The following is a 26,814-nucleotide window of genomic DNA, read 5'->3' on the forward strand; positions in this document are numbered from 1 at the left end:
AAATGTTGCGTAAGTTTTTTGGTGGATTTCTTTTATTGTTAACAATCATGGTTTTTCAGGGTTTTATGAGAGTTGATGCATTGCATCCTTATCATGTGGGATCTGTGGAAATTAATTATAATTCAAAATCAAAAACATTTGAAATTATTGGAAGATTTTTTCTTGACGACCTTGAGAACGGCTTAGGGAAGAAATACGGTGAAACTTTCCACTTCAATGATGAAAAATATAAAGCCAAACTGAATGATGCATTACAAAAATATTGCACAGAATATTTTAAATTAAAATCAGATAATAAATTCCTGAAAGTAAATTATGTAGGCTATGAAGAAGATCATGAATCTGTAAATGTCTTTTTGGAATCTGAGCCGGCAAACCCTCCTAAAAAAGTAGAAGCTGCCGTAAGTTTTCTGTACAATCTTTTTGATGACCAGATTAATATTGTTCATATCATTGTGAACGGAGATAGAAAAAGCGAAAAGCTGTCATATCCCAACCGGTATTTGTATAAACAATATTAATCTTTCGATAGTATTTATAATTAAGCAGTTACATAATAGTAACTGTTTTTTTTTGAGAATGTTGAAATTATGTAATATTAGTTCACTATTTGTTGATTAATTTTATTGAAGATTATTTAATGATATTTTTTTAAAATTATCGTTATCTATTTATTTTTTTATTAGAAACTATTATCATCTTTTAAAGAATTATGTTTTATTGTCATTTTTATTTGTGATTATGATTTTGGATATGATGTTTTAGATCTTAGTTTTTTTATATGTATTTGTTTTGCATAATACTTTATAAGTGATCTTTTTTAAATTGGATTTAGACTTTACCGATAAGATTAACCAAATTATCATATCATGAAACCAAAACATTACTATTCGGCATTCGTGCTGCTTTTTACAACTACATTTTTTGTTGCCCAAGTAGGGATAAATACAACTAATCCCCAAGGGGTTTTTAATATTGATGGAGCGAAAGATAACCCCACTACCGGAGTTCCAAATGCTGCCCAGCAGGCTAATGATGTGGCTGTTACCACAGCGGGAAATATGGGGATAGGTATTACAGTACCTACAAACAAGCTTCATGTAAACGGAACAAATCCTTTACGTTTACAAGGAACCACAATCGGAAATACGATGACAGACCCTCTCATGGTATTGGATGCTACCGGTGTGGTTAAAACCATTGGAACACTTAGTGCTCTGTCTATCCCAACGCCGGCAGTATTCAGATTAGAAACCGGACAGACAAACTTTTTGAATGGGGTAGCAGCAGGAGGTTCTCAAGTTGTTCCGATGTCTGTGGTTAAAAACTCAATTCCGGGATTAACTTATAATACAGGATCAAGTGTCATAACTTTTCCGGCAGGAACTTATCAGATGACTGTGGTGTATGAAGCTACTCATAATAATACAGGATGTACTATCAGTTCTTATTTTGTAGACTTCCCCCTTAATGCAACCACAACCAGAATTCATAATACAGCATCTCATACCGAGGGAGCTCTATCTAATCATGGAGGTACAATTACCTATGCTACAACAGTTACGGCTAACGTAAACTGGCAGATTCATTTAGGAAGAGGGCAGTCTGGTAATTGCAGCGGCCCCGGAATGTCTTTAGCAGCAAATTCAACCCAGTTATTGGTATTCCGAATCGGTGATTAAAAAAGAAATAAACAGGTTAAAGTAAAAATTCCCGTTTACCAAAACCTGCGACAAAAGATTCTAATAACACAAATCTGAAAACACTTGTTGATACAGGTGTTTTTTTATGAATCAATTTTCCATCTGCAGCAGATTATTGATTCCTTTTGTGTGAGCCAAAAGGTCTGGGAAGAAGTCATCATAACACTGTTGAAGATGGTCTTTATTATTTAAAAATGCCTCAAAAACGGGAATATCTTTATCCAGATATTTTGCTTTATTCAATACATTCTGGATGCTGAACTTAATACCCCAGTCTTCACGATAGTTATAGAGCCAGTCGTCCTGCTCCATTTTAATCAGCATTCTTTTAAAGTTTTCAGGCAGCCATTTCATATTGTCATTTAAGACCCTATAAACTTTGAGAGAATGAGCTTTCCATTCAGTCTGAGAATGGAGAGAAAGATCATTGGCAACAAAGTAATCCATAGCTACATCTACAAAAGCGCCGGCATAGAGTCTTACAAGAGGAGCGAATGCTTTTTTGGCTTCATGAATGGCAGGGTGAGAGTCTGTAAAAGTATCAATTGCTCTGTGCATCGTAATTCCGTCCTGAATATCTTTTGGGAATGAAAAACGCTCTCTGTTGCGGATAAAATCCTCGAGAAACTGCCCCACGATCTGCCCGTCGGTAAAAGAAAGAAAAGAGTGCGCCAGATAATTCATAATTTAAAGGTATGAATTAAATGTGAATCATGATATAATAATAAAATAGTGAATGGTGAATGGTGAATGGTGAATAGTGAATCCGCTTCGCAAGTGAATTTTTATATATAACCTAATTGACGATTCACTTGCGAAGCAAAACGGGCAATTCACATTTATTCATAGTTTTTCATTCTAAAAAAGCCTTTCATGGAAATCCTCAATCTTACTCACTTCCTCAATCTTTATCCCAAATTTTCTCTTCGGAATTTTATTAAGATTGGAAACAAATATTTTTTCATATCCTAGTTTTTCCGCTTCGGTAATTCTCTGTTCAATCTGGGCAACCGGACGGATCTCTCCGCTTAATCCAATTTCTCCGGCAAAGCAATAATGTTCAGAGATGGCAATATCTTCGTTTGAAGAAAGAACTGATGCTATGACCGCAAGATCCAGAGCAGGATCATCAGTCTTAATACCTCCGGTAATATTCAGGAAGACGTCTTTGGCTCCCAGTTGGAAACCTGCTCTTTTTTCCAGTACGGCCAGAAGCATATTCAGCCTTTTGGAATCAAAGCCGGTAGAACTTCTCTGAGGAGTACCATACACTGCTGTACTTACCAATGCCTGAATTTCCAGGAGCATAGGCCTGTTGCCTTCCAGAGTTACAGCCACCGAATTTCCGGAAAGCTCCTCAAATTTCTTGGTGATAAGGATTTCAGATGGATTTTTTATTTCTTTTAAGCCCTGTGAGATCATTTCGTAGATCCCGATTTCGGATGTAGATCCAAAACGGTTTTTATTGGCTCTCAATAATCTGAAAAGATGATTTCTGTCTCCGTCGAAATTTAAAACCACATCTACCATATGTTCCAGAACCTTTGGCCCGGCAATTTGTCCATCTTTTGTAATGTGGCCTACCAGAAATACAGGAGTGTTATTTTCTTTGGCATATTTAATGATTTCATTGGAACATTCTCTGATTTGTGAAACCGTTCCCGGAGAACTTTCGATCAACTGGGATTGCAAAGTTTGAATAGAATCAATAATCATAAAATCAGGTTCCAGTTTTTTAGCCTCATGAAGAATTTTTTCCAGAGAGGTTTCAGTAAAAAGAAAACAGTTAGGATTTTGAATGTCCGTAAGTCTGTCTGCTCTCATTTTAATCTGGGAAGCACTTTCTTCCCCGGAAACATAGAAAACCTTTTTCTTCATTTTTAAAGCAAGCTGAAGCAGAAGGGTAGATTTTCCAATGCCGGGTTCACCACCAATAAGGGTAACAGAACCAAGAACAATTCCTCCACCAAGAACACGGTTAAGCTCCTCGGAAGGTGTTTTTATTCTTGGCTCTTCACTGGTTTCCACTTCAACAATATTAATCACATGCTGCTTGGATTTTGAAAAAGGCGGAGTTTTATGAGAAGGTTTTTCAACCACTTCTTCTACCAAAGTATTCCATTGTCCGCAGTTTTTGCATTGTCCCATCCATTGAGAATATTGCGTACCACAATTTTGACAGAAATATGCTGTTTTCAGTTTTGCCATACTGCGAAGTTATAAAAAAAGCATTTTTTTTCAGGACTTAAATTGATTTAATATTAGTAAACAAATAGAATCATGGTCGAAATATCTTTCATATCTTAGCTCCATTCAATTGAAATATTAATGTAAAATATCATTACAATGAAAAAAGTATTTTTATCTTTCTTATTTGCGCTTTTAAGTGTTGCCACATTTGCACAAGGAACCTGGGAAGCGGATCCAATGCACTCTTCAATTAATTTCAATATTAAACATATGGGAATTAGCTTTGTACAGGGGAGATTTGATAAATTCGACGGAAGAGTGGTTAACAGCGCCGCTAATCTTGATAATGCTGATTTTAATTTTGCCGTAAGTGTTCGTACCATTAATACAGGAGTAGAAATGAGAGACAAACATCTAGTAAGTGAAGAATTTTTTGATGCCGCGAAATATCCTGCCATTGAGTTTAAAAGTACTTCTATCACGAAGGATAAAAATAATAGTTATATTCTTAAAGGGAAACTGAGCATGAAAGGAGTGGAGAAGGAAATCAGTGTTCCTGTAACATTTGGAGGAATTACAAAAAACCGGGAAGGAAAAGAGATTATGGGGATTCAGGCAAAATTTACAGTAAACCGTTTGGATTATGGTATCAAATATGATCCTTCCGGGGCTGGTATTGCAAAAGATGTTGAAGTGAATGTCTATTTTGAATTGATTAAGCAATAATTTTTTAAGATAAAATTAATAAGAAGGTTCTCCAGTTTATCCGGAGAACCTTTTTTTATTGATTTCTTTCAAAGTATAAAGGATCTTAGCATCGTAAATGATAAAATTTAATTTGTAATCAGCTTTAAAAATTTATTTTTCCATACAATTTTAATCAGGTTTTATAATTGTTTGAACACTGTTTTCCTAATTTCAAAATCTAAAAGATTGCTTTGTGTTTCTTTTTCCCATAACTTTGCACAAACCTAATCTAATGAGTAAAAAGAATACAAAATACATCTTTGTGACAGGAGGTGTAACTTCATCTTTGGGAAAAGGAATCGTGTCTGCTTCTCTGGGACTATTGCTAAAATCACGCGGTTTTAACGTAACGATCCAAAAACTTGATCCTTATATCAATATCGACCCGGGAACTTTGAATCCTTATGAGCATGGAGAATGCTATGTGACTGAAGATGGTGCGGAGACGGATCTGGATTTAGGTCACTACGAGCGTTACCTTGATGCTCCTACATCCCAAAACAACAACGTTACAACAGGAAAAATCTACCAGACTGTAATTGAAAAAGAGAGAAAAGGAGACTTTCTCGGAAAAACAGTTCAGGTAATTCCTCATATTACTAACGAAATCAAACGTAGAATTAAAATTCTTTCCAAACAGAACTACGATATCATTATTACTGAGATCGGAGGAACTGTGGGAGATATTGAATCTTTACCATACATTGAAACTGTTCGTCAGTTGAAATGGGAATTGGGAGAACGTAATTCTATGGTGATCCACCTGACTTTATTGCCATATCTGGCTTCAAGTGGAGAATTAAAAACAAAACCATCCCAGCACTCCGTTCGCCAATTAATGGAAAGCGGAATTATGGCAGATGTCTTAGTGTGCAGAACGGAACATAAAATTCCAAAAGATCAGAGAGCAAAGCTGGCTCAGTTCTGTAATGTTCCTTTAGATAATGTAATCGAATGCAAAGATCTTGAAACCATCTACGAAGTTCCAATGTATCTTCAGAAGCAGAACTTTGATGATGTTGTATTGAAAGAACTGGATCTGAAAAGCGATAAAGATGCTGACCTTAAAGACTGGAAAAGTTTCCTTAAAAAATTCCAGAATCCTAAGAAAACAGTTGAAATTGCATTAGTAGGTAAATATGTTTCCCTTCAGGATTCTTATATTTCTATTGCTGAAGCTTTCAAACATGCAGGAGCTGACCTTGAAACTGAAGTAAAAGTAAGATGGGTGTACAGTGGAGATATTACAGAGGAAAACATTAAAGATACGCTTAAAGGAGTAAATGGTATCCTTGTAGCACCAGGTTTCGGAGACAGAGGAATTGAAGGAAAAGTTCTAACTGCAAAATATGCAAGAGAAAATAAAATTCCGATGTTAGGAATCTGTTTAGGAATGCAGATTATGACGATTGAATTTGCAAGAAATGTTTTAGGACATACCAAAGCAAACTCAATGGAGTTTGATACGGCTACTCCGGATCCTGTAATTTCATTAATGGAAGAACAGAAAAACATTGTGGATAAAGGAGGAACAATGCGTCTTGGAGCCTGGAAATGTTCTTTGAAAAACGGTTCTAAACTATTCGATATCTATGGAAGTAAAAATATTTCCGAAAGACACCGCCACCGTTATGAATTCAACAGTGATTACCTTCAGGAATTTGAAAAAAATGGTTTCTTGGCAACAGGAACTAACCCTGAAACAGGATTGGTAGAAGCTCTTGAACTTCCTGACCATCCGTTCTATGTAGGGGTTCAGTATCACCCGGAATATAAGAGTACGGTAGCTACTCCTCATCCTTTGTTCAGAGCTTTCATTAAGGCCTGCGAAAAGAAATAAGGTAATTTATTATCATAAACGTCTACAAATAAACTCAGGTTGATTTTTCTCAGCCTGAGTTTATTATATACTAATGTATTATAGTATAGAGTTTTGATAAAAAAACAGTATTTTTGTCAGCTCAAATTTGCTACAGATTTATCAGTTTTCTTATAGTTCTGTAGTAAGCCAGAAATAGGAAATTTTAATTATAATAAAAATAAAATGCAACAAAACAACGGAATCGATAAGAAGCAGATGATTAGTTTCGCGGTTTTATGCCTTGTTCTTTTCGGTTTTATGTTCTATTTCCAGAACAAACAAACGAAAGAAGCAGAGTTGAAAGCTCAGCAGCAGAAAACGGAACAGGTGAAAAATGCCGTAAAACAAACTCAGGCAAATAATATCAATCCAAATGTAACTCCTAATTCAATCCAGACAGCAAGTCTTGGAAACAGTGAATTGAAAATTGAATTTTCAAGCTTAGGAGGACAGGTTTCCAAAGTGGAGCTTTTAAAATATAAAGCATACAACCACAAAACTGATAACGCAGATCAGCCACTTTATCTGATCAATAAAAATAACTCAAACTACGGCTTCCAGTTTAAAGATAAAACAGGAAAGGTTGTTAATACTAAAGATTTAGTTTTCTCACCAGTTGTAAACGGAAATTCACTTACTTTAACAGCTGATTATAATGGAGCTGTAATTCAATTTATTTATACTTTAAACAACAATCCTAAAGCAGAGCTGAAAGATCAGTTTGCTCTTGATTTTAAAGTAAGAACACAGGGGCTTTCCAAAATTACTTCTGACAATAAAGCAGATTTCATCTGGGATTATAGTGTAAGAAATCTGGAGAAAGGTAGAGCACAGGAGCAATCTCACTCAGAATTCTCATATGCCTTCAATAATTATAAAGATTATGATTATGACGGAAGAACAACAATGACGGAAGAAAAGGAAACCCTTAACTGGATTGGTGTAAAACAGCAGTTTTTCTCTTCCGTAATTGAAGCTAAAAACGGATTTACCCAAAGTAAAGGAAACCAGGAAAATGTAGAGGAAGGAGAGTATCTGAAGAAATTCAACTACGAAGGTTTTGTTCAGATGACCGGAAGTGAATTGAATCAGGATTTTACGTGGTATTTTATGCCATTAGATTTACCATTGCTTAAATCTTATGATAAGAACTTTGATGAAATTCTTCCGCTAGGATGGTCATTTATCGGAGCAATGAACCGTTATTTCTTTATGTGGCTTTATGCTATCATCGCCGGCTGGGGATTATCTGCCGGTTGGGTAATTTTTGTAATGACAATCATTGTTAAGTTAATTCTATCGCCAATTATGTATAAGCAACATAAGCTGAGTGCGATGATGAAAGTAATCCGTCCGGAAATTGATGAGGTGAATGCGAAGTTCAAGGATGCAGATCCGATGAAAAAACAGCAGGCAACCATGGAGGTCTACAGAAAAGCAGGTGTGAACCAGATGGCAGGATGTTTACCGGCATTGGTTCAGATTCCTATTTTCTATGCTTTATTCCGTTTCTTCCCGAACTTTATTGATTTGAGAGGACAAGGCTTCTGGTTTGCAAAAGATTTAACGGCTTATGACGACTTGATCAAACTTCCATTTAAAGTTCCTTTCCTTGGAGATCACTTAAGTATATTTGCATTGGCGTGTACCGTTGTTATTTTAATTTATACGGTAATGACTTCAGGAAATATGCAGCAGCCTCAGCAAGAAGGAATGCCAAATATGAAGGTATTAATGTATATCTTCCCGATTACATTCCTGTTCTTCCTTAACACGTCTGCATCTGGTCTTTCATGGTATTATTTTGTATCGAATGCGATCAACATTCTGATTATTCTGGTTATTAAATACTGGATTCTGGATGAGAAGAAGATTCACGCTCAGATCCAATCTAATAAGGAAAAACCGAAAGCAGAAGGTAAATTCCAGAAGAGAATGAGAGAGATGATGGAGAAAGCTCAGGAGCAGCAACAAACTCAGCAGCAAATGAAAAACAAAAAGAAATAATCTGTAATAAATAATAGAATAGAAAAGAGAAGTAATGATGTATTACTTCTCTTTTTTATTTAGATTGAATTTAAATTTTTCCATTAAATGTGAAAAATTGATAATCCTTTAAACCTTACTTTTAGTCATACTTCAGTCTGAAAGAACGTCTGTGGTGTATGGTGGGACCATATTTTATAAGCGCTTCCTGATGCTTTTTTGTAGCGTATCCAAAATTGGTATCCCATCCGTATTCCGGGTGCTCTTCATGAAGCTTGATCATTAATTGGTCCCTGTAGTTTTTAGCAAGAATAGAAGCCGCTGCAATGGATAAAACCTTTGAATCTCCTTTAATAATGCATTGGTGTGGAATATAATTGTAGGGATGGAACTTATTACCATCAACTAAAATAAGCTCCGGTCTTATGACCAGTTGATCTAATGCACGATGCATGGCATGGATACTTGCATTAAGAATATTATGTTCATCAATAAAGGAAGGCGGAAGTTCTGCAATAGCGTAATTTTTTACATTGTCTTTGATATAGCTGTCTAAATCCATCCTGGTTTTGAAGGTTAATTTTTTTGAATCATTCACCAGGCTCTGCTTGAAATTATCATCTAAAATCACGGCAGCAGCTACAACCGGCCCGCTTAAACATCCTCTTCCTACTTCATCACATCCGGCTTCGATGTAAAGATTTGACCAGTTTTTTATTAATTCCATGTTTTACCAAGATAAGACGTAAAGTTAAAAAAAATAAAAATATTAGCTAAAGAGCCTAATGATTTTGTTAAATATTATAAGAGTTAGATTGTTGTTTTTTTAGATTATTTTTCAATGTTTATTAATTAATGTCTATTATCAAAATGACATTTTTTATTGATGAAAACATTATTATGTTTAGTTACTTGTGTTTTATCTCTCTTTAGTGATGAAAAAAATATGAATAGTTGTATTGTATATTTTATAAAGTTATTTTGTTTTGTTTGAGTTGTTTTGCTTAAATATTTATAAATCAATTGGTTTTGCTGTGTTTTGTTTCTTTTACTTTGAATTGTTTTTAATGAGTGGGGTATTGGGGTATTAAAAAAAAAAGATTTCTTTTTCTTTTGATTATTTGTTAAATGTTGTTGTTTTAGCAAATATTGAAGTTTTTATTGAAGTTTTTATTGAAAAAAATACAATCTTTTATAATTTTTTAAGAAAATATTTTGTGTTTTTAAGAAAGTTTTACAAATTTGTAGCCTGTAAAAAATAATTGAATTAACATGAAGAAATTAACAACTAGTGTACTAATTGTAGCACTTTCTTCGTCTTTTTTTATTGTAAATGCTCAACAAAAAGGAACAGATACAATAAAAACAAAGACAATTGAAGAAGTTGTGGTTACCGGTGCCTTAGGTATTAAGAAAAAGGCAGATGCCGTTACCAATGCACAACAAGTAGTAGGCACTAAAGAATTGAACCAAGCCTCTGCTCCAAATGCTGTTCAGGCTCTAACGGGTAAAGTGTCAGGATTGCAGATTACACAAACTGATAATAGTGTAGGAGCTTCAAGTAGGATAGTGATCAGAGGAAATAAATCAATCTCAGGAGGTAATGAAGCTCTAGTTGTTATTGATAATGTTATTTCTTCTGCTTCAGTATTAGCTCAGTTGCCTCCTGAAGTTATTGAAAACGTTAACGTAATTAAAGGACTTCAAGGTGCAGCACTTTATGGGCAGCAAGGGGTGAATGGGGTTATTATTGTAACTACTAAAAAGGGAGCGAAAAGTGAAAAAATGCAGTTTACGCTAACTTCTTCAATTCAGATGACTCAAGCTTTTAAATTTCCTATAATACAGAAGCAATATGGTAAAGGGTATCCTCATGAGCAAGCTTTTAGTGCGGGAGATATAGATTATAATGGTACAACGTATGTGCCTTTTGAAAATATGTCCTGGGGCCCTGCTTATAATGATCCGAAAATTGCAGGACAAATGATGCCATCGGGGCTTCCACAGGGAGATGATCGATTTATTTACGAAAAATATGCTCCTATCGATAATCATTTCTCTAAGTTTTTCAAGAACGGAGTAATTTTCCAAAATGGACTTACCATTAATTCAGGAGGAAGTGATTCTTATGCTATGTTATCAATTAACAGGTTAGAAAATGACTTTGTTGTTGATGGAGATAGATTAACACAAAATAGCTTTTTATTAAAAGCAGGGAAAAAGCTGGATAAATTAAGAATTGATGGAACAGTTAATTATATTAGTAAAATAACAAACCAGTCTAGTTCAGATTTATACAGTGATATTCTTCAGATGCCTTCAATGAATGATATTAGAAAATATAGATATTCTGGTATTCAGGGAGGGCCTTCTGCGTTTACAAAAAATCCTTATTATCAAATCGAACATACAAGACAGAATACCGTTAATGATTACTTATCGGGTATTTTAGCTTTACAATATGAATTTAATAAGAATATCAATTTAACATATACTGGTAACTTATACTTAAATAATTCAAGATCTGACAACCATGATGACGGTTTCAAAGCCACTCAGGTGTACATGGGTAGTGGGTTAGTATTGGATGGTGGAACATTACAGGATTACACAGGAAGTTCTAATTATGATTCATATTATATCAATCGTACGGTAAGTACAAGAAGTTACTACGGAGATCTAATGTTGAATTTTAATTATGATCTTACGGATGATGTTAACTTAAAGTTGAATATTGGTAATAACATTCAGGATAGCTACAGAACTGCCAGATCAATGGGAGGAACAAATTTGGTGGTTCCAGGATGGTATGATATTCGAAATGTGACCAATCTTATTCAACCTGGAAACTCAACAGGAGCTACAGCATTAGACAATATCCTTTTTGAAAATACAACAACAAGACAAAGGACTGTTGCGGGATTTGCCAACTTGGATTTATCATACAAGGATTACTTATTCTTAAACTCTACTTTTAGAATTGAAGAAAGTTCTGTACTTTCTACTTATTATAATGGGCAGGTTCATAATAAATCATATCCTTATTATTCTGTTGGTCTTTCGTTTATTCCTACAAAGGCTTTCGAAGCTCTAAAAGGAAATAATATCATCAATTATATTAAAATCGCTCCGGGATATACCAAAGTTGGAAATACATCTGCAGTATTGCCTTATGATACTTCTAACGTAGGTGTTGCGCCTGCTGGTTATCCTTTCCCTAATCTACCTGGGTATGGTGTAGACGCAACACAGACAAACAGAACAATTAAGCCTGAGTTTATTTCTACTTACGACTTAAATGTTCAGTTAGGATTTTTAAATGACCGTATTACTTTAGAAGGTTCCATCTATCAGTCTGATACTAAGGATTTGATTACTAATGCTAACGTTTCAAATACATCGGGGCTAAGTAACCTAAAAGATAATTTTGGTAAAACCAGAATGAGAGGGTTTGAAATTGATTTAGGTATTACGCCGTTTAAATCACAAAACTTTACTTGGAATATGAGAGCTTCTTTTGCTAAGTCAAGATCTACAGTACTTGATTTACCAAATGGTTTAGATGAAGTTGCACTTGCAGTGCCATATACAACGGTTGGAATTGGAGTGTTTGCTATTAAAGGATCTGATTTACAGGTTATCAAGGCTACTACTTTCCAGAGAGATGATCAGGGAAGAATTATTGTAGGAGCGGATGGTGTTCCATTACAAAATACCGCTTTAAGCAGTATGGGTAGAGTAACTCCGGATTATACGCTTGGATTTAATACTTCTTTAAGGTTCAAAGGCTTTACACTTTCAGCTACTATGGATTACCGCAAAGGAGGTAAGTTCGCTTCATTGAGTAAAAGTATCTTAACATTTGCTGGAGCTAGTGAAGAAACGGCTGGCTTTGACAGAAGTCAAGGGTATGTGATTCCTAACTCTGTTCAGGTGGTAAACGGGCAGTATGTTCAGAACTCTACACCAGTTGGAGGTACAGCAGATTATGATGGTGTAGCAGGATATTTTAGTTCACAGTCTTTACAAAGACTTGGAGAACCGATGGTTTTAGATGCTTCTGCATTTAAGGTGAGAGAAATTGGTTTGTCTTATGATGTTCCGAAATCAGTCTTATCATCAACTTTTGTAACTGGTATTACTGTGGGATTATTTGCAAGAAATCCATTCTTTGTGTATTCAAAAGAAAACAGAAACTATGCTGATCCTGAGACTTCTTACACAAGTGGTAATGGTGCAGGTATTGCCCTTGCAGAACAATATCCTTCTCAAAGATCTTTTGGAATTAACTTAAAAGCTACATTCTAAAAATTTTAAAAAAATGAAAAATATAAAAATAACGACAGCAATTTTATCTATATCAATGTTATTTGCTTCTGTGTCATGCGACAGATATCTTGATATAAATGAAGATCCTAATAATATTTCAATTGATAAGGTTACTCCTAATGAATTACTTCCAGTTGGTATAACATCAACCTATGCAAAACAATCTCAGACATTGAATAGGTTTGCTAGCGTAGTGATGAATTCTACAGCAGGAAACTCTTTAGTGTATGGTGCTCCATTTATTGATGATTATAAACCTAATGTTTCCAATACATTTTATAATGATGTTTGGGATAATATTTTTAGAGGAATAGCTAATTTTGAAAAGGTTATTACATATAATGATCCGGGTAATCAATATGTTCAGCATAAGGCGATTGCTAAAATTATGAAAGCTAACTATGTGCAAATATTAACGGATTTGTATGGTGATATGCCTTATTCTCAAGCTTTTAAAGGGCAGGATAATCTGACGCCAAAATATGATAAAGGAGAAGATATTTATAAAGCTTCTATTGCAGATATTGATAATGCAATAGAATTATTTGAATCTGGTTTAGGGGACACACCTACTAGTGATATTGTTTTTCATGGAGATAATGATAAATGGATAGCTTTTGCCAACACTTTAAAACTAAGATTTTTATTAAGAATGTCTAATGTTACGGGTGATTTGGCTGCTTATAGAGATCAAAAATTGGCATCCCTCAGTGGAGCTGACTTCATTGATGAAGATGTTTTAGAAAACCCTGGATATTCTGCAGCTAATGATGCACAGCAAAATCCATTTACCAACTTCTATGTGTATGTGAGTTCTGGGACAAGGGCAGCGAATTATTCTATCAATGTTGCTTCTGAGCATATGGCAATCGTTTTGAACGGTAATCCAGGTGGAGATTCCCGACCTGTATATCAAAAGTTTAATACAATTGTAGATGGTAGAAGATCAAGAATGTTCACTCTTGTTGGAGGAGAGGTGTCTGGAATTAGACAAGGAAATTTACCTGGTCAGCCAGGAGTGCCGACAGCTATTTCTAGATTTAATTATGGTATTACTATTGGTGCTGGTACACCTACTACTACAAGAGAATATGTAGAGATGGCTTCAGCTAAATCAGGTTGTATTATGACGAGAGCGGAGTCTAAATTCTTACAGGCAGAAGCTGCTTTAAGATATCCTAGCTTATTCTCTAATGCCGCAGGTAATTTTACAACTGCTGTTACTGCGTCTTATAGTTTCTTTGGTGCAAGTGGTTCTGCTGCTTACCTTACTGCGATACAAAATGTTGCAGGTCTGGGTTGGACAGGAACTGACGCTAATAAATTAGAAGCAATTATGACTCAAAAGTGGATTGCGTTGACTGGGGTTAATCCTGAGCAATCATTCTTTGATTATACAAGAACAGGTTTCCCTGTAACCCCATTAGCAACAATTGCGTCTAATCCTAAGCCTAATAGATTAATATACCCTCTTTCTGAGTATATTGGAAATGCTAGTAATGTTCCGGCGATAAGTAACGCTGACGTTTTCAGTAAAAATCAGTTCACCCCGTTCTGGGCAAGAAACTAATTCAATTTGCTTACAAATTTCAATATATTTTACACCGCCTTCGGGCGGTTTTTTTATTTAAATAATTAAGGATTTTTATCATTTGCTTCTATTTACGGGAAGCTTAAATATACTTTTTTCATCACATCCGGCTTCTTGTTTATTTGAAAATAAGAGTGATGAATTAGTATAAATAGATTTTTTTTAGGGGTGTATTTACTGTTTTTTTAGTTGTTTTTCTTTCTCCTATTCTCATATAAATACATTTTTGAGGCGATATAACTATATGCTTTTATTTGTTAAATAAGTTAATTTAATTATGATTTCTCTTTTGTGTTTGTTGGTTATAGGCGAGTTTTACGAATTATTTTTCACTTCTTGATGATGAAAAAAATAAATATGCATAGCATTGTATATTTTTGTGGTACTTATTTTTTATTACTAATATCTTTTTTATGTTACTGTAAATCAATGTTTTATTTTTTATGTTTTTTGTTTTTACTTGTTGAAAAAAATATAATTGATATGATTGATATTTCTAAAAAAAAATATCAATTAATTTCATTTGTTTTTATTAAAAAATATATTTTTAACTTAATTTAGTAGTTTTTTTGGCGTTTTTATTTATAATTTTTAAATAATTAATATTTTTTTTAGAATTTATTTTGTGTTGTTAATAAAGTTTTACAAATTTGTAAAGTCACAAAAATTAAATTTGATATGAAGAAACTAACAACAGGTCTTCTTGTTTTAGTATTGTCATCTTCGATTGCTGTAGCACAAGCTCAGCAGAAGAATGACACAATTAAAACAAAAGAGATAGAAGGTGTGGTAGTAACTGCACTTGGAATTAAAAGAGAGAAAAAGTCTCTGGGGTATGCTTCTGAAGAAGTAAAGGCGGCGGAATTAACAGGCGGTACTACTAATACAGGAAACGTAGCCTCACTTCTTTCAGGTAAAGTTGCCGGATTACAAGTAAATACAAACAATAACTTTGGTGGATCAGCGAACCTTTTGATCAGAGGGTATAAATCTCTATCAGGAGGGTCTCCGCTTATTGTAATCGACGGTTCACCTGTTAACAATACTACAGTGACAACAGGGGCGCCGTTTGACTATGGTAACTTTTTGTCAGATATCAATCAGGAAGATATTGAATCAATCAACGTGCTAAAAGGTGCTGCAGCATCTGCCTTATATGGAGAAAGAGGTAGTGATGGGGTAATCTTGATCGTCACCAAAAGTGGTAGAGGAGGTAATGATGGAAGTTGGGGAGTTACTTTAAATTCAGGAATTACAGCTGGTTTTATTGATAAGTCTACTTTCCCAAAATATCAGACAAGGTATGGTGCCGGATATGGAGGGGAATCCTGGAATGAAGATCCCGGACCTGGAGGATATAATTACGCTAACTTCGGAGATGATGCATCGTACGGACCTGCATTTAATCCTAATTTATTAGTGTACCAATGGGATTCATTTGACCCTTCCTCACCTAATTATGGAAAGCCTACTCCTTGGGTAGCTGCTAAAAACGGACCAATCAAATTTTTTGACACACCGGTTACTTACGTTAATACATTAACCATTGAAAAAGGAAATAAAACTTCAAACCTTTCCTTGTCATATTCTAATATGCTTTCCAATGGTTTGATGCCTAATTCAGAGTTAAGAAAAAACACTATTTCTGCTAAATTCAATCATGATTTTACAGATAAATTACATGCTTCTGTTTTCACGACCTTAACTTTACAGGGGACAAGAGGGCGTAATGAAACAGGATATTCGGATAACATTGTTTCTGGTTTCAGACAATGGTGGCAGACTAACTTAGATGTTTATGCTTTGAAAAATGCATATGCTAACAATGGTAATAGTAACTTTTCCTGGAATAGAACTTCAGCGACTGATGGGACTCCTCAATATTGGAATAACCCTTATTTCCAAAGATATCAGAGTTATCAATCAGATGACAGAACAAGGATTTTTAGCTATGCACAATTAAAATATGATGTTTCTAAAAACTTTGGGATAACCGGAAAATTATCTTATGATGATTTGCAGATGGTTGTAGAAGAAAGATTAATGAACGGATCGTTGCCTCAGGTTTTTGGAGCTTCAGGACTTAACGTTGGATCAGGGTATGCTAGAACAAATGTTAAAAATTCTGAAATGAATTTTGATTTGTTTGCTAACTATAAATTTGATATCACTCCAGATTTAAATGTAAGTGGTATTGCGGGAGGAAACGTTAGAAGAAACCTGATCGATAATATATACATGAGTACAGAAGGTGGATTGTCTAAACCAGGTTTATTTGCTATTTCGAATTCAGTAAGAACAATACTTCCACCTGATGAAAATTACGCTAAATGGGTAACTTCGAGTTTATATGCTACTGCATCTTTCGGATATAAAAACTTCTTATTCATTGATGGTACTTATCGTGTAGATCAGTCTTCTAATTTACCAAAAGGAAATAATAGTTATGATTATTATTCAGCAACAGGAGCTGTTATTTTATCAGAATTTGTGAAGCAGCCATGGTTGAGTTTCTGGAAAATAAGAGGTAACTATGCTGAAGTAGGATCTTCTACTACTAACTATAGATTGGCAAATACATTCAAAGCAAGAGGAGAAGGATTATTTGATCAGCCTTTCTTCCTTGCCAACCCTAATCTAAAACCGCAAAGATCTAAAGAAACTGAATTTGGTATGGAGGCGCAGTTCTTCAAAAACAGATTAGGATTTGATGTGGCTATTTATAAAACAAGAACGCTTGATCAGATCATCAATTTACCGGTATCTTCTGCTACAGGATATAGAACATTCTTGGTTAATGCAGGACAAATTGATAACAAAGGTATAGAAGTTCAGTTGAATGGTACACCATTTAAAACTGATAACTTTAGCTGGGATATAAATGTGAATTGGTCTAAAAATGAAAACAAGGTGATTTCACTAAATGGCAATTCTCAAAACTACTTAATAGCAACTTATCAAAACGGAGTTTCTTTGAATGCTCGTGTTGGACAGGCCTTTGGAGCTCTTGTAGGATCAGATTATCAATATGATGCCAACGGTAATAAAATCGTTGACCCTGTAAGCGGAAACTATTTGAGAAATAACAACCAGGTTATCGGAAATATTACACCGGACTGGGTAGGAGGTGTAAGAAACAGTTTCCGTTATAAAGAATTCTCATTGAGTTTCCTTATTGATGTGAAGCAAGGTGGAGATGTCTATTCACCGGATATGGCATACGGTACAGCAACAGGATTGTATGTGGAAACTGCCAATTATAGAGAAACCGGAGTAATCAATCCGGGGGTTAATCCAAATGGAAATGTAAATACAACTGTTGCAGGTGATCCTTCATCTGCAGGAAGTGTAGACGGATATGGTGTTATGCCAAATAAGAGATTCGTATACGATGCTTCTTATGTGAAATTAAGAGAAGCTAGTATTGGATATTCTTTGCCAAAATCTATTTTAGCGAATACTTCTATTCGAGATGCAAAAATATCTATTGTAGGAAGAAACTTGTGGATCATACATAAGAATTTACCTTATGCAGATCCGGAAGCAGGAACAGGAAACGGGTTAGCTGCTAAAGGGCAGTCTATCGGGGTATTACCTACCACTCGTGATATAGGGATAGATATAACTTTAAAATTCTAAAAAAAAATGAAAAAAATATTTTTAATTATAGGTTTGGCTTCATTAGCATTAACTTTCACGTCGTGTGAGAGGGAGATAACTTCATTAAATGAAGATCCAAAGCACCCAACAGAAGTCCCTTCGGGTGTGCTTTTTGCAAGTGCAGAACAAGTTTTGCTTGATCAGATACTAAACGTTAACGTTAACCGTAATATTACCAGATTCTTTACACAGCAATGGTCAGAAACAACATATATTGATGAGTCAAGATATGATATGGTATCAAGACCTATTCCCCGAAACCATTACAACCGTATGATGTCATCAGCATCTGCTACTGTAAACTCTCCAGGAGTTCTTTCTGCATTGAGAGATGCAAGAAGATTCCTCGAAACTGAAGGAGTAGATCCTGTTAAGAAGAATAATAATATCGCTATGATTGAATTGGTAAATGTATATGCATGGGCCAATCTGGTAGATACCTATGGGGATATTCCTTACTTTGGAGCGTTGAAAGCAACTGCTGATAATCCTGGAAATGCAGAAATTCCTTATGATGATGCTAAAACTATCTATCTTGATCTAATTAAAAGAATTGATGCTGCTCTTGCTATGATCAATACCACTACAACAGGGTACTCTAATGATCTGATCTATAAAGGAGATATGTCTAAATGGGTGAAAATGGGTAATTCTTTGAAATTCAGGATGGCTGTTTCCCTTGCGGATGTAGAGCCTGCATTAGCTAAAACTTATGCAGAAGCGGCATATAGCGGTGGATTGTTTACAGGTAAGTTAGATAATTTCGGGTTGCAGACTTTTCCTTCCGGTTTGTTGTCTAATCCCGTATATCAGGATGTTATACAATCAGGTAGAAATGACTTTTTACCTTCAGATGTCTTGATGAACTTTATGAATGGGAAGAACGACCCAAGAAGAGCAATCTGGTTTACAATGGTAAACGGAGCGTATCTTGGAGGGAAATATGCTAAACAGAACGTTTTTGGACAATATTCGCATTTTACGGATGCCATCTCCGGAGAAAATGCACAAGGATTCTTATTAGATTATACGGAGATTATGTTCTTAAGAGCGGAAGCTGCACAAAGAGGATTTAATGTAGGAGGAGCTGCGGCTAGTCTATATTCAGATGCTATTATGGCTTCCATGACAGAATACGGAGTAAGTGCTGGAGACGCTACAACATATATAGCTGCTAATCCATATGATGCTGTCAATTGGAAAAAATCACTTGGAGAACAATCTTGGGTAGCAATGTTTAATAAAGGTTTCCAGGCTTGGAACTTTACAAGAAGACTGGATTTTCCTGTATTTGTGAATCCACCTAACTCAAGAGTAGAAGCAGTTCCTATTAGAATGCGTTATTCTGATCAGGAATACCTTTTAAACTCTGCTAATGTAAATGCGGCAGCAGCAAAAATAGGTGGAGATAAGGTTTCTACAAAAATCTTCTGGGATAAATTTTAATTGAATAATAATCCGGTGAACCTATAGATTCACCGGTTATGGAAAATACTTTATATGAAATATTTAATTGGAATTGCTTTATTGATGGGAATTATTTCATGTTCTAATAATGATGATAATCCTGTAGTCGTAGATAATGCAAGCATAAATGGAGCATGGAGACCGTTTAAGTATGAATTTAGAGGCAAAAGTATTGTGCTAAATGATTGTGAAGACAAAGGTACATTGTTAATTAATGCAGATTTCTCTGGAGCATATGATCGATATGAAACAGCTGCTTCGGGCAATTGTAACTTATCAGATTCTTTTGTTGGAAAGTGGAATTATGACAATCTATACAATGTTCTGACGCTTACTTATACAGAAGACGGAGCTACTAAAACCATGAAAAAAGAAGTGCAGTCTTACTCCAATACGGAACTTCGAATTCATGATAGTAGTAAGAATCTGGATAATGTACCAGGAAATGATGATGCGATACTCGTTTTTAGAAAAGAATAAATATCTTTAAGAGATATAAAAACCGCCTTCGGGCGGTTTTTTTTGTTCAATACCATCGCTGTTTGCTTTTCTTAATGAAGATAATGTAGATGTTAAGTTAGTTTTTTATTGAATTAAATTCTTAATTTTTTGTTTTTTATCTTAATTTTTTAACAATGTGTGAGTGATTTATTATTTTATTTTGTGTTATTTTAAATTTTTATTTACTTCTATTGAATTATAGTATTTTTTTATCATATATTTTTAAATTGATTTATTGTTTTGGTTAATTTTCATTATTTGATTTAATTTATTGAGGAATTTATATTTTTTTAGCATTTGTTATTATATTATTGAATAAATATGTCAAATTTGTGCCAAAATAAAATTAATTTGATATATGAAGAAACTAACAACAAGTCTGCTTGTTTTAGTATTGACATCTTCGATGGCTATTGTAAATGCACAAGAGAAGAAAAACGATACTGCTGCACAGACAAAAGAGATTGAGGGGGTTGTTGTAACAGCACTCGGGATTAAAAGAGAAAAGAAAGCACTAGGTTATGCTTCCCAAGAAATAAAAGGGGATGTATTGAGAGAAGGAGCGAATACAGGGAACTTATCTAGCCAAATGGCAGGTAAAGCAGCAGGTGTGCAAGTTGTAACAAGTGCAAACTTTGGCGGGGCATCAAGTGTAGTTATAAGAGGAATGAAGTCTATTGGAGGAAATAATCAGGCATTATTTGTAATCGATGGAGTACCAGTAAGTAATAATAATAGTACCATCTCTTCTAGTTATACAATTTTTGATGGAGGAAACTCAATCTCCGACATTAATCCTAATGATATTGAAAGTATTAACGTACTAAAAGGAGCAGCAGCATCCGCTCTATATGGTGAAAGAGCTTCTGCAGGAGTTGTAGTAATTACAACAAAAAAGGGGAGATCTAGAAAAGATAAAGAATGGGGAGTAACACTATCAACGGAATATCAATATGGTGAAATTGACAAATCAACATTTGCGAAATATCAAAATAAATATGGTTCGGGCTATGGAGGATCAAGCTTTCTGAAGAGAGATGTAAACGGAGATGGTATAATAGATTTAGTAGTAGGAACTAATAACGATGCATCAGTAGGAACCGCTTTTGATCCTAATTTAATGGTATATCAGTGGAATTCTTTATATCCACAATTGCCCGGATATCACAAAGCAACTCCATGGGTTGCAGCAAAAAATACTCCTGTCGATTTTTTCCAAGCTGCACAAACAACCTCTAATTCTATTACGATAGAAAAAGGAAATGAAAATTCAAGTGTTTTAATTAACTATAACAATTTTCTAACTACAGGAGTAATGCCCAATTCTGAGCAGAAAAAAAATACTATTTCTGCTAAATTTGATTATAAAGTTACGGATAAACTTACTGCTACAGTATATTCTTCTTTAACTATGCAGAATACTAAAGGAAGAAATGCTACAGGATATAATGATAATATTCTAACTGGTTTTAGACAATGGTGGCAGACAAATACTGATATATATGACTTGAGAGATGCCTATTTTAATACAGGACAGAATATCACCTGGAATCTAAACGGTTATAGTGACCCGGATAAATTTTTTACCCCTGCATACTGGAACAATCCGTATTTTGACAGATACCAAAACTATCAAAGTGATAGTAGAAATAGATTCTTTGGCTATGGTATGTTAAACTATAAATTTTCTGATGCTATTAGTTTGACAGGACGAGTTTCTACTGACTTTGCTTACCAAACTAACGAGGTTAGAAAAGCAGTAGGAAGTAAAGCCGAAGCATTTGGTTTATCTCAGTTAAATGCATCATCTGGTTACTACAGGAGTAATTTGTATACCAATGAGCTGAATTTTGATTTATTTGCAAATTATAATAAAAAGTTTGACAATGATATTAGTTTAGGAGGAGTATTAGGAACATCTATAAGACGTAATGTTATAGAAACTATAGATGCATCTACTGAGCCAGATTTATCTGGTGAAGGTTTAATTGTGCCTGGTCTTTATGCAATAAGAAATTCCGCAGGACAGGTTCTGCCAGCAAAAGAGTTTAAGGCTGCTTCTACACTTCCTAGAGGATATGCACAAGCTTCATTCGGATATAAAGATACATATTTCTTAGAAGGTACTGGAAGTTTAGATTTATCTTCAAATTTACCAGATGGAAATAATCTTTATTTCTATCCATCGCTTTCAGCTTCTGTTGTATTATCCAATCTAGTAAATCAAAGTTGGTTATCTTTTTGGAAAGTTAGAGGTAACTGGGCTCAAGTGGGTAAGACAACAGATAATTACAGATTAATTGACACTTATAATATTAGAAGTTTATATAATGGTATTCCTATTGTAGACCCATTTAGTTATAAGAATAATTCAAATCTTAAGCCTGAGCGGTCAACAGAGATAGAAGTAGGAATGGAAGCGAGATTCCTTAAAAATAGAATCGGATTTGATATCAGTGCATATAAAACCAATTCAAAAGATCAGATTCTACTAGTTCCTATTTCAGGAGCTTCTGGATATACAAGAAAATGGTATAATGCTGGAGAACTTGAAAATAAAGGTATAGAAGTTCAATTGAACGGAACTCCTATTAAGACTTCTGATTTTAAATGGGATATGAATGTCAATTGGGCAATCAATAGAAATAAAGTTCTGAGTCTAAGTGAAGGAATTAACAATTTGCAGTTGGGGCTTGGTGTAAATTCGGTGACATTTAATGCGGAAGTGGGTAAACCATATGGCGAAATTCATGGGACGGATTTTGTGTATTCTCCTGATGGGCAAAAAGTTATTGATGCTCAGACAGGGGCATATATGATTACGACATCAAGAAATAACAGTATTGGTAATATTATGCCAGATTGGACTTGGAGTGTAAGGAATAGTATAACTTATAAGGCTTTTACATTTACATTTTTAGTTGATGGACAGCAAGGAGGTAGTGTATTTTCGGGTGACATGTTATATGGAACAGATACAGGTATTTATCCTGAAACATTAGCAATTAGGGAGCCAGGGGTGATTCTTCCAGGAGTAGTTATGCAAAATGGACAGTATGTACCTAATAATGTTCCATTGTCGGCAAGTAATGCTCCTTCTGAAACAGGTTCAATATTAGCTTCAGGGAATTATCCATCTAAACAGTTTGTTTATGATGCAACTTTTGTTAAACTAAGAGAGGCTGCTATCTATTTTGATATTCCGAAGAGTTTATTTGCTAATACATTTATTAAGTCCATGAAGTTTGGAATTTTCGGACGAAACTTATGGATTATTCATAAGAATTTACCCTATGCTGATCCTGAAGCGGGCTACACAGGAGGCTCTTCTTTAGGGGTAAATGGAGGTAACCTTTCCCGAGGTTATTCTATTGGGGCAATGCCAACAACCAGAACTTTTGGCGCAAACTTTACTATTAACTTCTAAATAGCATTACAATGAAAAAAATAATAATGGGAATTTCTGCAGTAGGTTTATTATTAATATCATGCGGAAGAGATATAACGAGCCTAAACGATGATCCCAAAAATCCATCTGAAGTGAATACTGATTTTATGTTTACTTCAGCAAGTGTAGGACTAGTAACACAAATGACAACTCCTAGTGTAAACTTGAATAATTTTAGATTTTTTACCCAACAATGGACAGAAACTCAATATATAGATGAAGCTGTTTATAATTTAGTAAAACGGAGTGTACCCGATAGTAACTGGAATAACATGTATTCTCAAATGACAAAGTTGGAAATGGCCAGAAATACAGCGAATTCTCTTTCGGATACTTCTCTTAAAGCGAGTAAAATAGCTGCAATTGAGGCATTGGAAATTTATATCTTCAGTACTCTTGTAGATACCTATGGAAATATTCCTTATTCTCAATCCCTTCAGGTTGATAAGTATCCTACACCAGCTTATGATGATTCAAAAACAATTTATATAGATCTGATTAAAAGAGCAGATGCAGTTTTGGCAACTCTGGACTCAAATACGTCTAAGGGATTTGGAACTTATGACCCAATTTTTGGCGGAAGCTCTGAGAAAATAAAACTATTTTTAAATACTCTTAAGCTTAGAATGGGACTAAATTTAGCAGATGTAGATAATGCTTTAGCTAAAACAATCGTTGAAAGTGCATATGCAAAAGGGGTTGTTTTAGCCAATTCACAGAATTTAGGACTTAAATTTACTTCCTCAGGGCAATTTACAAGCCCTGTATATCAAGAAATGGTTACAAGCGGAAGAAATGATTTTGTTCCCGCAAATACTTTTGTAGACGTATTGAATGCATCATCAGACCCAAGAAGAGCTAAGTATTTTACCCTTAAAGATGGAGCTTATGTAGGTGGCTTATATGGTAAGCAGAATGTATTTGCGGAATTTTCCCATGTTCAGGATAGTTTTTTAGTGGCAGATAGTATGGCTTATTTATTTGATGCAGCAGAAACAAGATTCATGCTTGCCGAAGCTGCTGAAAGAGGATATAATGTTGGTGGTGTAGCTGCTACACACTTTACTGCCGGAATAAAAGCTTCTATGGATTTTTGGGGAGTCACTCAAGCAGATCAAACTACTTATCTTGCAGCAAATAATTATGCTGCTTTACCTGGAACTTGGAAACAAAAAATTGGAAACGAGGCTTGGATTGCAGCTTATAACAGAGGTTTTGAAGCATGGGAGTTCTCAAGGAGGCTTGATTTCAGAACTTTTATTAAACCTGGATCTAGAGCAGTTCCTGTAAGAATGCCTTATCCTGTAAATGAGACGAGCGTTAACAACATAAACAGATCACAGGCTGCTGTGGCTCAATGGGGGGCTGCGACACAAGATGTACAGGCATCTAAAATATTCTGGGATAAAAACTAGCGTATATTTAACAATATTCATATTACACCGCCTTCGGGCGGTTTTTTTATTTCCTTATATTTGTACTTCAAATTCTGAGATGAAGCATTAAGTGAAAATATTTTATCTCAAACCATTAAAATTGAATGTAAGAACATGAATATTAAAGATATTATAGAAGAAAAACTTTCGGAGATTATTTTAAATGTATATCAGTTAAAAGACATCAAGCTGGAAGTTCAGGAAAATAAAACGGAATTTGAAGGCGATTTTACTATTGTCACATTCCCGTTGGTAAAACAATTGAAAAAAAATCCTGAAAGTATCGGGATTGAATTAGGAGAAGCTTTAACTGAGCAGACAGAGCTTTTTGAGAGCTTTAACGTAGTAAAGGGGTTCCTGAATGTTAAAGTGAAAAATCAGTTGTTTATTGATAACTTCAGATCCGTAAGCAAGAATTTCTCAACTATAGAAAAGAAAAATTCTACGGTTATGGTAGAATACTCTTCACCAAATACCAATAAACCGCTACACCTTGGACACATCAGAAATAACCTGTTAGGATTTTCTGTAGCCCAGATTTTAAAAGAAGCAGGATACGATGTGATTAAAACTCAGATCATTAATGACAGAGGGATTCATATCTGTAAATCTATGCTGGCATGGGAAAAGTTTGGAAACGGAGAAACTCCTGAAACAACTAATACAAAAGGAGATAAGTTCGTAGGAAACTACTATGTAGAATTCGATAAAAACTACAAAAGCGAAATTGCAGAGCTGGTTGCAGAAGGAATTACAGAAGATCAGGCTAAAAAAGAAGCTCCGGTGATGAAAGAAGCTCAAAAAATGCTTTTGGATTGGGAAAACGGAGATGAAACTGTAAGAAATCTTTGGGCTGAAATGAATTCCTGGGTGTACAAAGGATTCAATGAAACGTATAAGAGATTAGGTGTTGATTTTGATCAGGTGCAATACGAAAGCAATACTTACATTTTAGGAAAAGACCTTATCCAGGCAGGATTGGAAAAAGGAGTATTGTATCAGAAAGAAGACGGATCTGTTTGGTGTGATCTTACAGATGAAGGTCTTGATCAGAAACTATTGCTGCGTTCAGATGGTACATCGGTTTACATGACACAGGATTTGGGAACTGCGGTTGAGCGTTTTAAACAAAATGATATTCAAAAGCTGATTTATACTGTAGGAAATGAGCAGGACTACCATTTCCAGGTCTTATTCAAAATCCTCAAAAAATTAGGATATGAATGGGCAGACCAATTGTATCACCTTTCTTATGGAATGGTGGAGCTTCCTGAAGGTAAAATGAAATCCCGTGAAGGAACTGTAGTGGATGCTGATGACCTGATGCAGGAAATGTATGAAACAGCTAAATCTAAAGCACAGGAACTAGGAAAACTGGAAAATCTTTCAGAAGAAGATAAAGAAGCATCTTATGAAACAGTAGGATTGGGTGCATTGAAATATTTCATGCTGAAAGTTGATCCGAAGAAAAAAATGCTTTTCAATCCGGCTGAAAGTATTGATTTCAACGGAAATACAGGGCCATTTATCCAATACACTTACGCACGTATCCAGTCATTACTGTCCAAAGCAGAAAATATACAGGCAGAAACGGCAGATGTATCTTTAAATCAATCTGAAAAAGAGCTGATTATGCAGTTGACCAACTTTAAGACTGTAGTGGCAAAATCTGCGGAAACATTAAGCCCCGCTCTGGTAGCCAACTATGTGTATGATCTTGTAAAAGCATACAATTCCTTCTATCAGAATAATCCGATTCTGAATCAGGAAGATGAAAATGTAAAACAATTCCGTCTCAATATATCCGATCTTACGGCAAAGACGATCAAAAAATCATTAGAGCTGCTGGGAATCGGAACAGTAAACAGAATGTAAAATAAAAAAGACTCTTGAAA

Annotated in this window: 16 protein-coding genes; 13 read left to right on the forward strand and 3 right to left on the reverse strand. The window is 34.8% G+C overall.

Features of this window, described 5'->3' with window-relative positions; translation table 11 throughout:
- The first annotated feature begins 2 nt into the window (after positions 1-2).
- Entirely contained in the window at positions 3-521 is a 519-nt protein-coding gene (locus F3J23_RS00925) for a DUF6702 family protein (protein ID WP_185156417.1), read from the forward strand.
- 348 nt (positions 522-869) lie between these two features.
- On the forward strand, positions 870-1,682 hold the full coding sequence (locus tag F3J23_RS00930; RefSeq protein ID WP_167022708.1) for a hypothetical protein: 813 nt from the start codon (positions 870-872) through the stop codon (positions 1,680-1,682).
- 111 nt (positions 1,683-1,793) lie between these two features.
- Here the strand turns inward: F3J23_RS00930 and F3J23_RS00935 are convergent, their stop codons facing one another.
- Together F3J23_RS00935 and radA are read right to left on the reverse strand one after the other, a co-directional pair.
- Positions 1,794-2,387 (reverse strand): ACP phosphodiesterase, encoded by a 594-nt coding sequence (locus F3J23_RS00935; RefSeq protein ID WP_167022711.1) that lies wholly within the window; start codon positions 2,385-2,387, stop codon positions 1,794-1,796.
- 174 nt (positions 2,388-2,561) lie between these two features.
- Positions 2,562-3,911, reverse strand: coding sequence for a DNA repair protein RadA (radA, locus tag F3J23_RS00940; RefSeq protein WP_167022714.1), 1,350 nt, complete (start codon positions 3,909-3,911; stop codon positions 2,562-2,564).
- 138 nt (positions 3,912-4,049) lie between these two features.
- On the opposite strand from radA, the gene F3J23_RS00945 reads away from it, so the two are divergent.
- From F3J23_RS00945 to yidC, 3 genes are all read left to right on the forward strand, one after another.
- Positions 4,050-4,619, forward strand: a complete 570-nt coding sequence (locus F3J23_RS00945) for a YceI family protein (RefSeq protein WP_167022717.1) — start codon at positions 4,050-4,052, stop codon at positions 4,617-4,619.
- Between the two features lie 253 nt (positions 4,620-4,872).
- Positions 4,873-6,480 (forward strand): CTP synthase, encoded by a 1,608-nt coding sequence (locus F3J23_RS00950; protein WP_167022719.1) that lies wholly within the window; start codon positions 4,873-4,875, stop codon positions 6,478-6,480.
- 204 nt (positions 6,481-6,684) lie between these two features.
- Positions 6,685-8,508, forward strand: coding sequence for a membrane protein insertase YidC (yidC, locus tag F3J23_RS00955; RefSeq protein WP_167022721.1), 1,824 nt, complete (start codon positions 6,685-6,687; stop codon positions 8,506-8,508).
- A 121-nt stretch (positions 8,509-8,629) separates the two neighbouring features.
- Here yidC and F3J23_RS00960 read toward each other — a convergent pair whose 3' ends face one another.
- Entirely contained in the window at positions 8,630-9,214 is a 585-nt protein-coding gene (locus F3J23_RS00960; RefSeq protein WP_167022723.1) for a ribonuclease HII, read from the reverse strand.
- Between the two features lie 545 nt (positions 9,215-9,759).
- Here F3J23_RS00960 and F3J23_RS00965 point away from each other — a divergent pair.
- From F3J23_RS00965 to argS, 8 genes are all read left to right on the forward strand, one after another.
- Positions 9,760-12,795 (forward strand): SusC/RagA family TonB-linked outer membrane protein, encoded by a 3,036-nt coding sequence (locus F3J23_RS00965; protein ID WP_167022726.1) that lies wholly within the window; start codon positions 9,760-9,762, stop codon positions 12,793-12,795.
- Positions 12,796-12,808: 13 nt separating this feature from the next.
- On the forward strand, positions 12,809-14,386 hold the full coding sequence (locus F3J23_RS00970) for a SusD/RagB family nutrient-binding outer membrane lipoprotein (protein ID WP_167022729.1): 1,578 nt from the start codon (positions 12,809-12,811) through the stop codon (positions 14,384-14,386).
- Between the two features lie 699 nt (positions 14,387-15,085).
- Positions 15,086-18,046, forward strand: a complete 2,961-nt coding sequence (locus F3J23_RS00975; protein WP_167022732.1) for a SusC/RagA family TonB-linked outer membrane protein — start codon at positions 15,086-15,088, stop codon at positions 18,044-18,046.
- A gap of 6 nt (positions 18,047-18,052) precedes the next feature.
- Positions 18,053-19,513 carry a SusD/RagB family nutrient-binding outer membrane lipoprotein gene (locus tag F3J23_RS00980; RefSeq protein ID WP_167022735.1) on the forward strand — a complete coding sequence of 487 codons (1,461 nt, stop codon included), beginning with the start codon at positions 18,053-18,055 and terminating at the stop codon, positions 19,511-19,513.
- 54 nt (positions 19,514-19,567) lie between these two features.
- Positions 19,568-20,014 (forward strand): lipocalin family protein, encoded by a 447-nt coding sequence (locus tag F3J23_RS00985; RefSeq protein WP_167022738.1) that lies wholly within the window; start codon positions 19,568-19,570, stop codon positions 20,012-20,014.
- A gap of 379 nt (positions 20,015-20,393) precedes the next feature.
- A complete protein-coding gene (locus F3J23_RS00990; RefSeq protein WP_167022740.1) occupies positions 20,394-23,462 on the forward strand; it encodes a SusC/RagA family TonB-linked outer membrane protein in 3,069 nt (1,022 codons plus the stop codon).
- An 11-nt stretch (positions 23,463-23,473) separates the two neighbouring features.
- On the forward strand, positions 23,474-24,898 hold the full coding sequence (locus F3J23_RS00995; RefSeq protein WP_167022743.1) for a SusD/RagB family nutrient-binding outer membrane lipoprotein: 1,425 nt from the start codon (positions 23,474-23,476) through the stop codon (positions 24,896-24,898).
- Between the two features lie 135 nt (positions 24,899-25,033).
- Positions 25,034-26,794, forward strand: coding sequence for an arginine--tRNA ligase (gene argS, locus F3J23_RS01000; RefSeq protein ID WP_167022746.1), 1,761 nt, complete (start codon positions 25,034-25,036; stop codon positions 26,792-26,794).
- The last annotated feature ends 20 nt before the right edge of the window (positions 26,795-26,814 follow it).

Origin of the sequence: Chryseobacterium sp. Tr-659 (assembly GCF_011752975.1) — a bacterium.
Lineage (GTDB): Bacteria > Bacteroidota > Bacteroidia > Flavobacteriales > Weeksellaceae > Chryseobacterium.

Coding starts and splice junctions, on each gene's coding strand:
- F3J23_RS00935 (WP_167022711.1), bottom strand. CDS start 2,387: ATGAATTATCTGGCGCACTCTTTTCTTTCTTTTACCGACGGGCAGATC.
- F3J23_RS00945 (WP_167022717.1), top strand. CDS start 4,050: ATGAAAAAAGTATTTTTATCTTTCTTATTTGCGCTTTTAAGTGTTGCC.
- F3J23_RS00990 (WP_167022740.1), top strand. CDS start 20,394: ATGAAGAAACTAACAACAAGTCTGCTTGTTTTAGTATTGACATCTTCG.
- argS (WP_167022746.1), top strand. CDS start 25,034: ATGAATATTAAAGATATTATAGAAGAAAAACTTTCGGAGATTATTTTA.
- F3J23_RS00980 (WP_167022735.1), top strand. CDS start 18,053: ATGAAAAAAATATTTTTAATTATAGGTTTGGCTTCATTAGCATTAACT.
- F3J23_RS00975 (WP_167022732.1), top strand. CDS start 15,086: ATGAAGAAACTAACAACAGGTCTTCTTGTTTTAGTATTGTCATCTTCG.
- F3J23_RS00985 (WP_167022738.1), top strand. CDS start 19,568: ATGAAATATTTAATTGGAATTGCTTTATTGATGGGAATTATTTCATGT.
- F3J23_RS00960 (WP_167022723.1), bottom strand. CDS start 9,214: ATGGAATTAATAAAAAACTGGTCAAATCTTTACATCGAAGCCGGATGT.
- F3J23_RS00930 (WP_167022708.1), top strand. CDS start 870: ATGAAACCAAAACATTACTATTCGGCATTCGTGCTGCTTTTTACAACT.
- radA (WP_167022714.1), bottom strand. CDS start 3,911: ATGGCAAAACTGAAAACAGCATATTTCTGTCAAAATTGTGGTACGCAA.
- F3J23_RS00970 (WP_167022729.1), top strand. CDS start 12,809: ATGAAAAATATAAAAATAACGACAGCAATTTTATCTATATCAATGTTA.
- F3J23_RS00995 (WP_167022743.1), top strand. CDS start 23,474: ATGAAAAAAATAATAATGGGAATTTCTGCAGTAGGTTTATTATTAATA.
- F3J23_RS00925 (WP_185156417.1), top strand. CDS start 3: ATGTTGCGTAAGTTTTTTGGTGGATTTCTTTTATTGTTAACAATCATG.
- yidC (WP_167022721.1), top strand. CDS start 6,685: ATGCAACAAAACAACGGAATCGATAAGAAGCAGATGATTAGTTTCGCG.
- F3J23_RS00950 (WP_167022719.1), top strand. CDS start 4,873: ATGAGTAAAAAGAATACAAAATACATCTTTGTGACAGGAGGTGTAACT.
- F3J23_RS00965 (WP_167022726.1), top strand. CDS start 9,760: ATGAAGAAATTAACAACTAGTGTACTAATTGTAGCACTTTCTTCGTCT.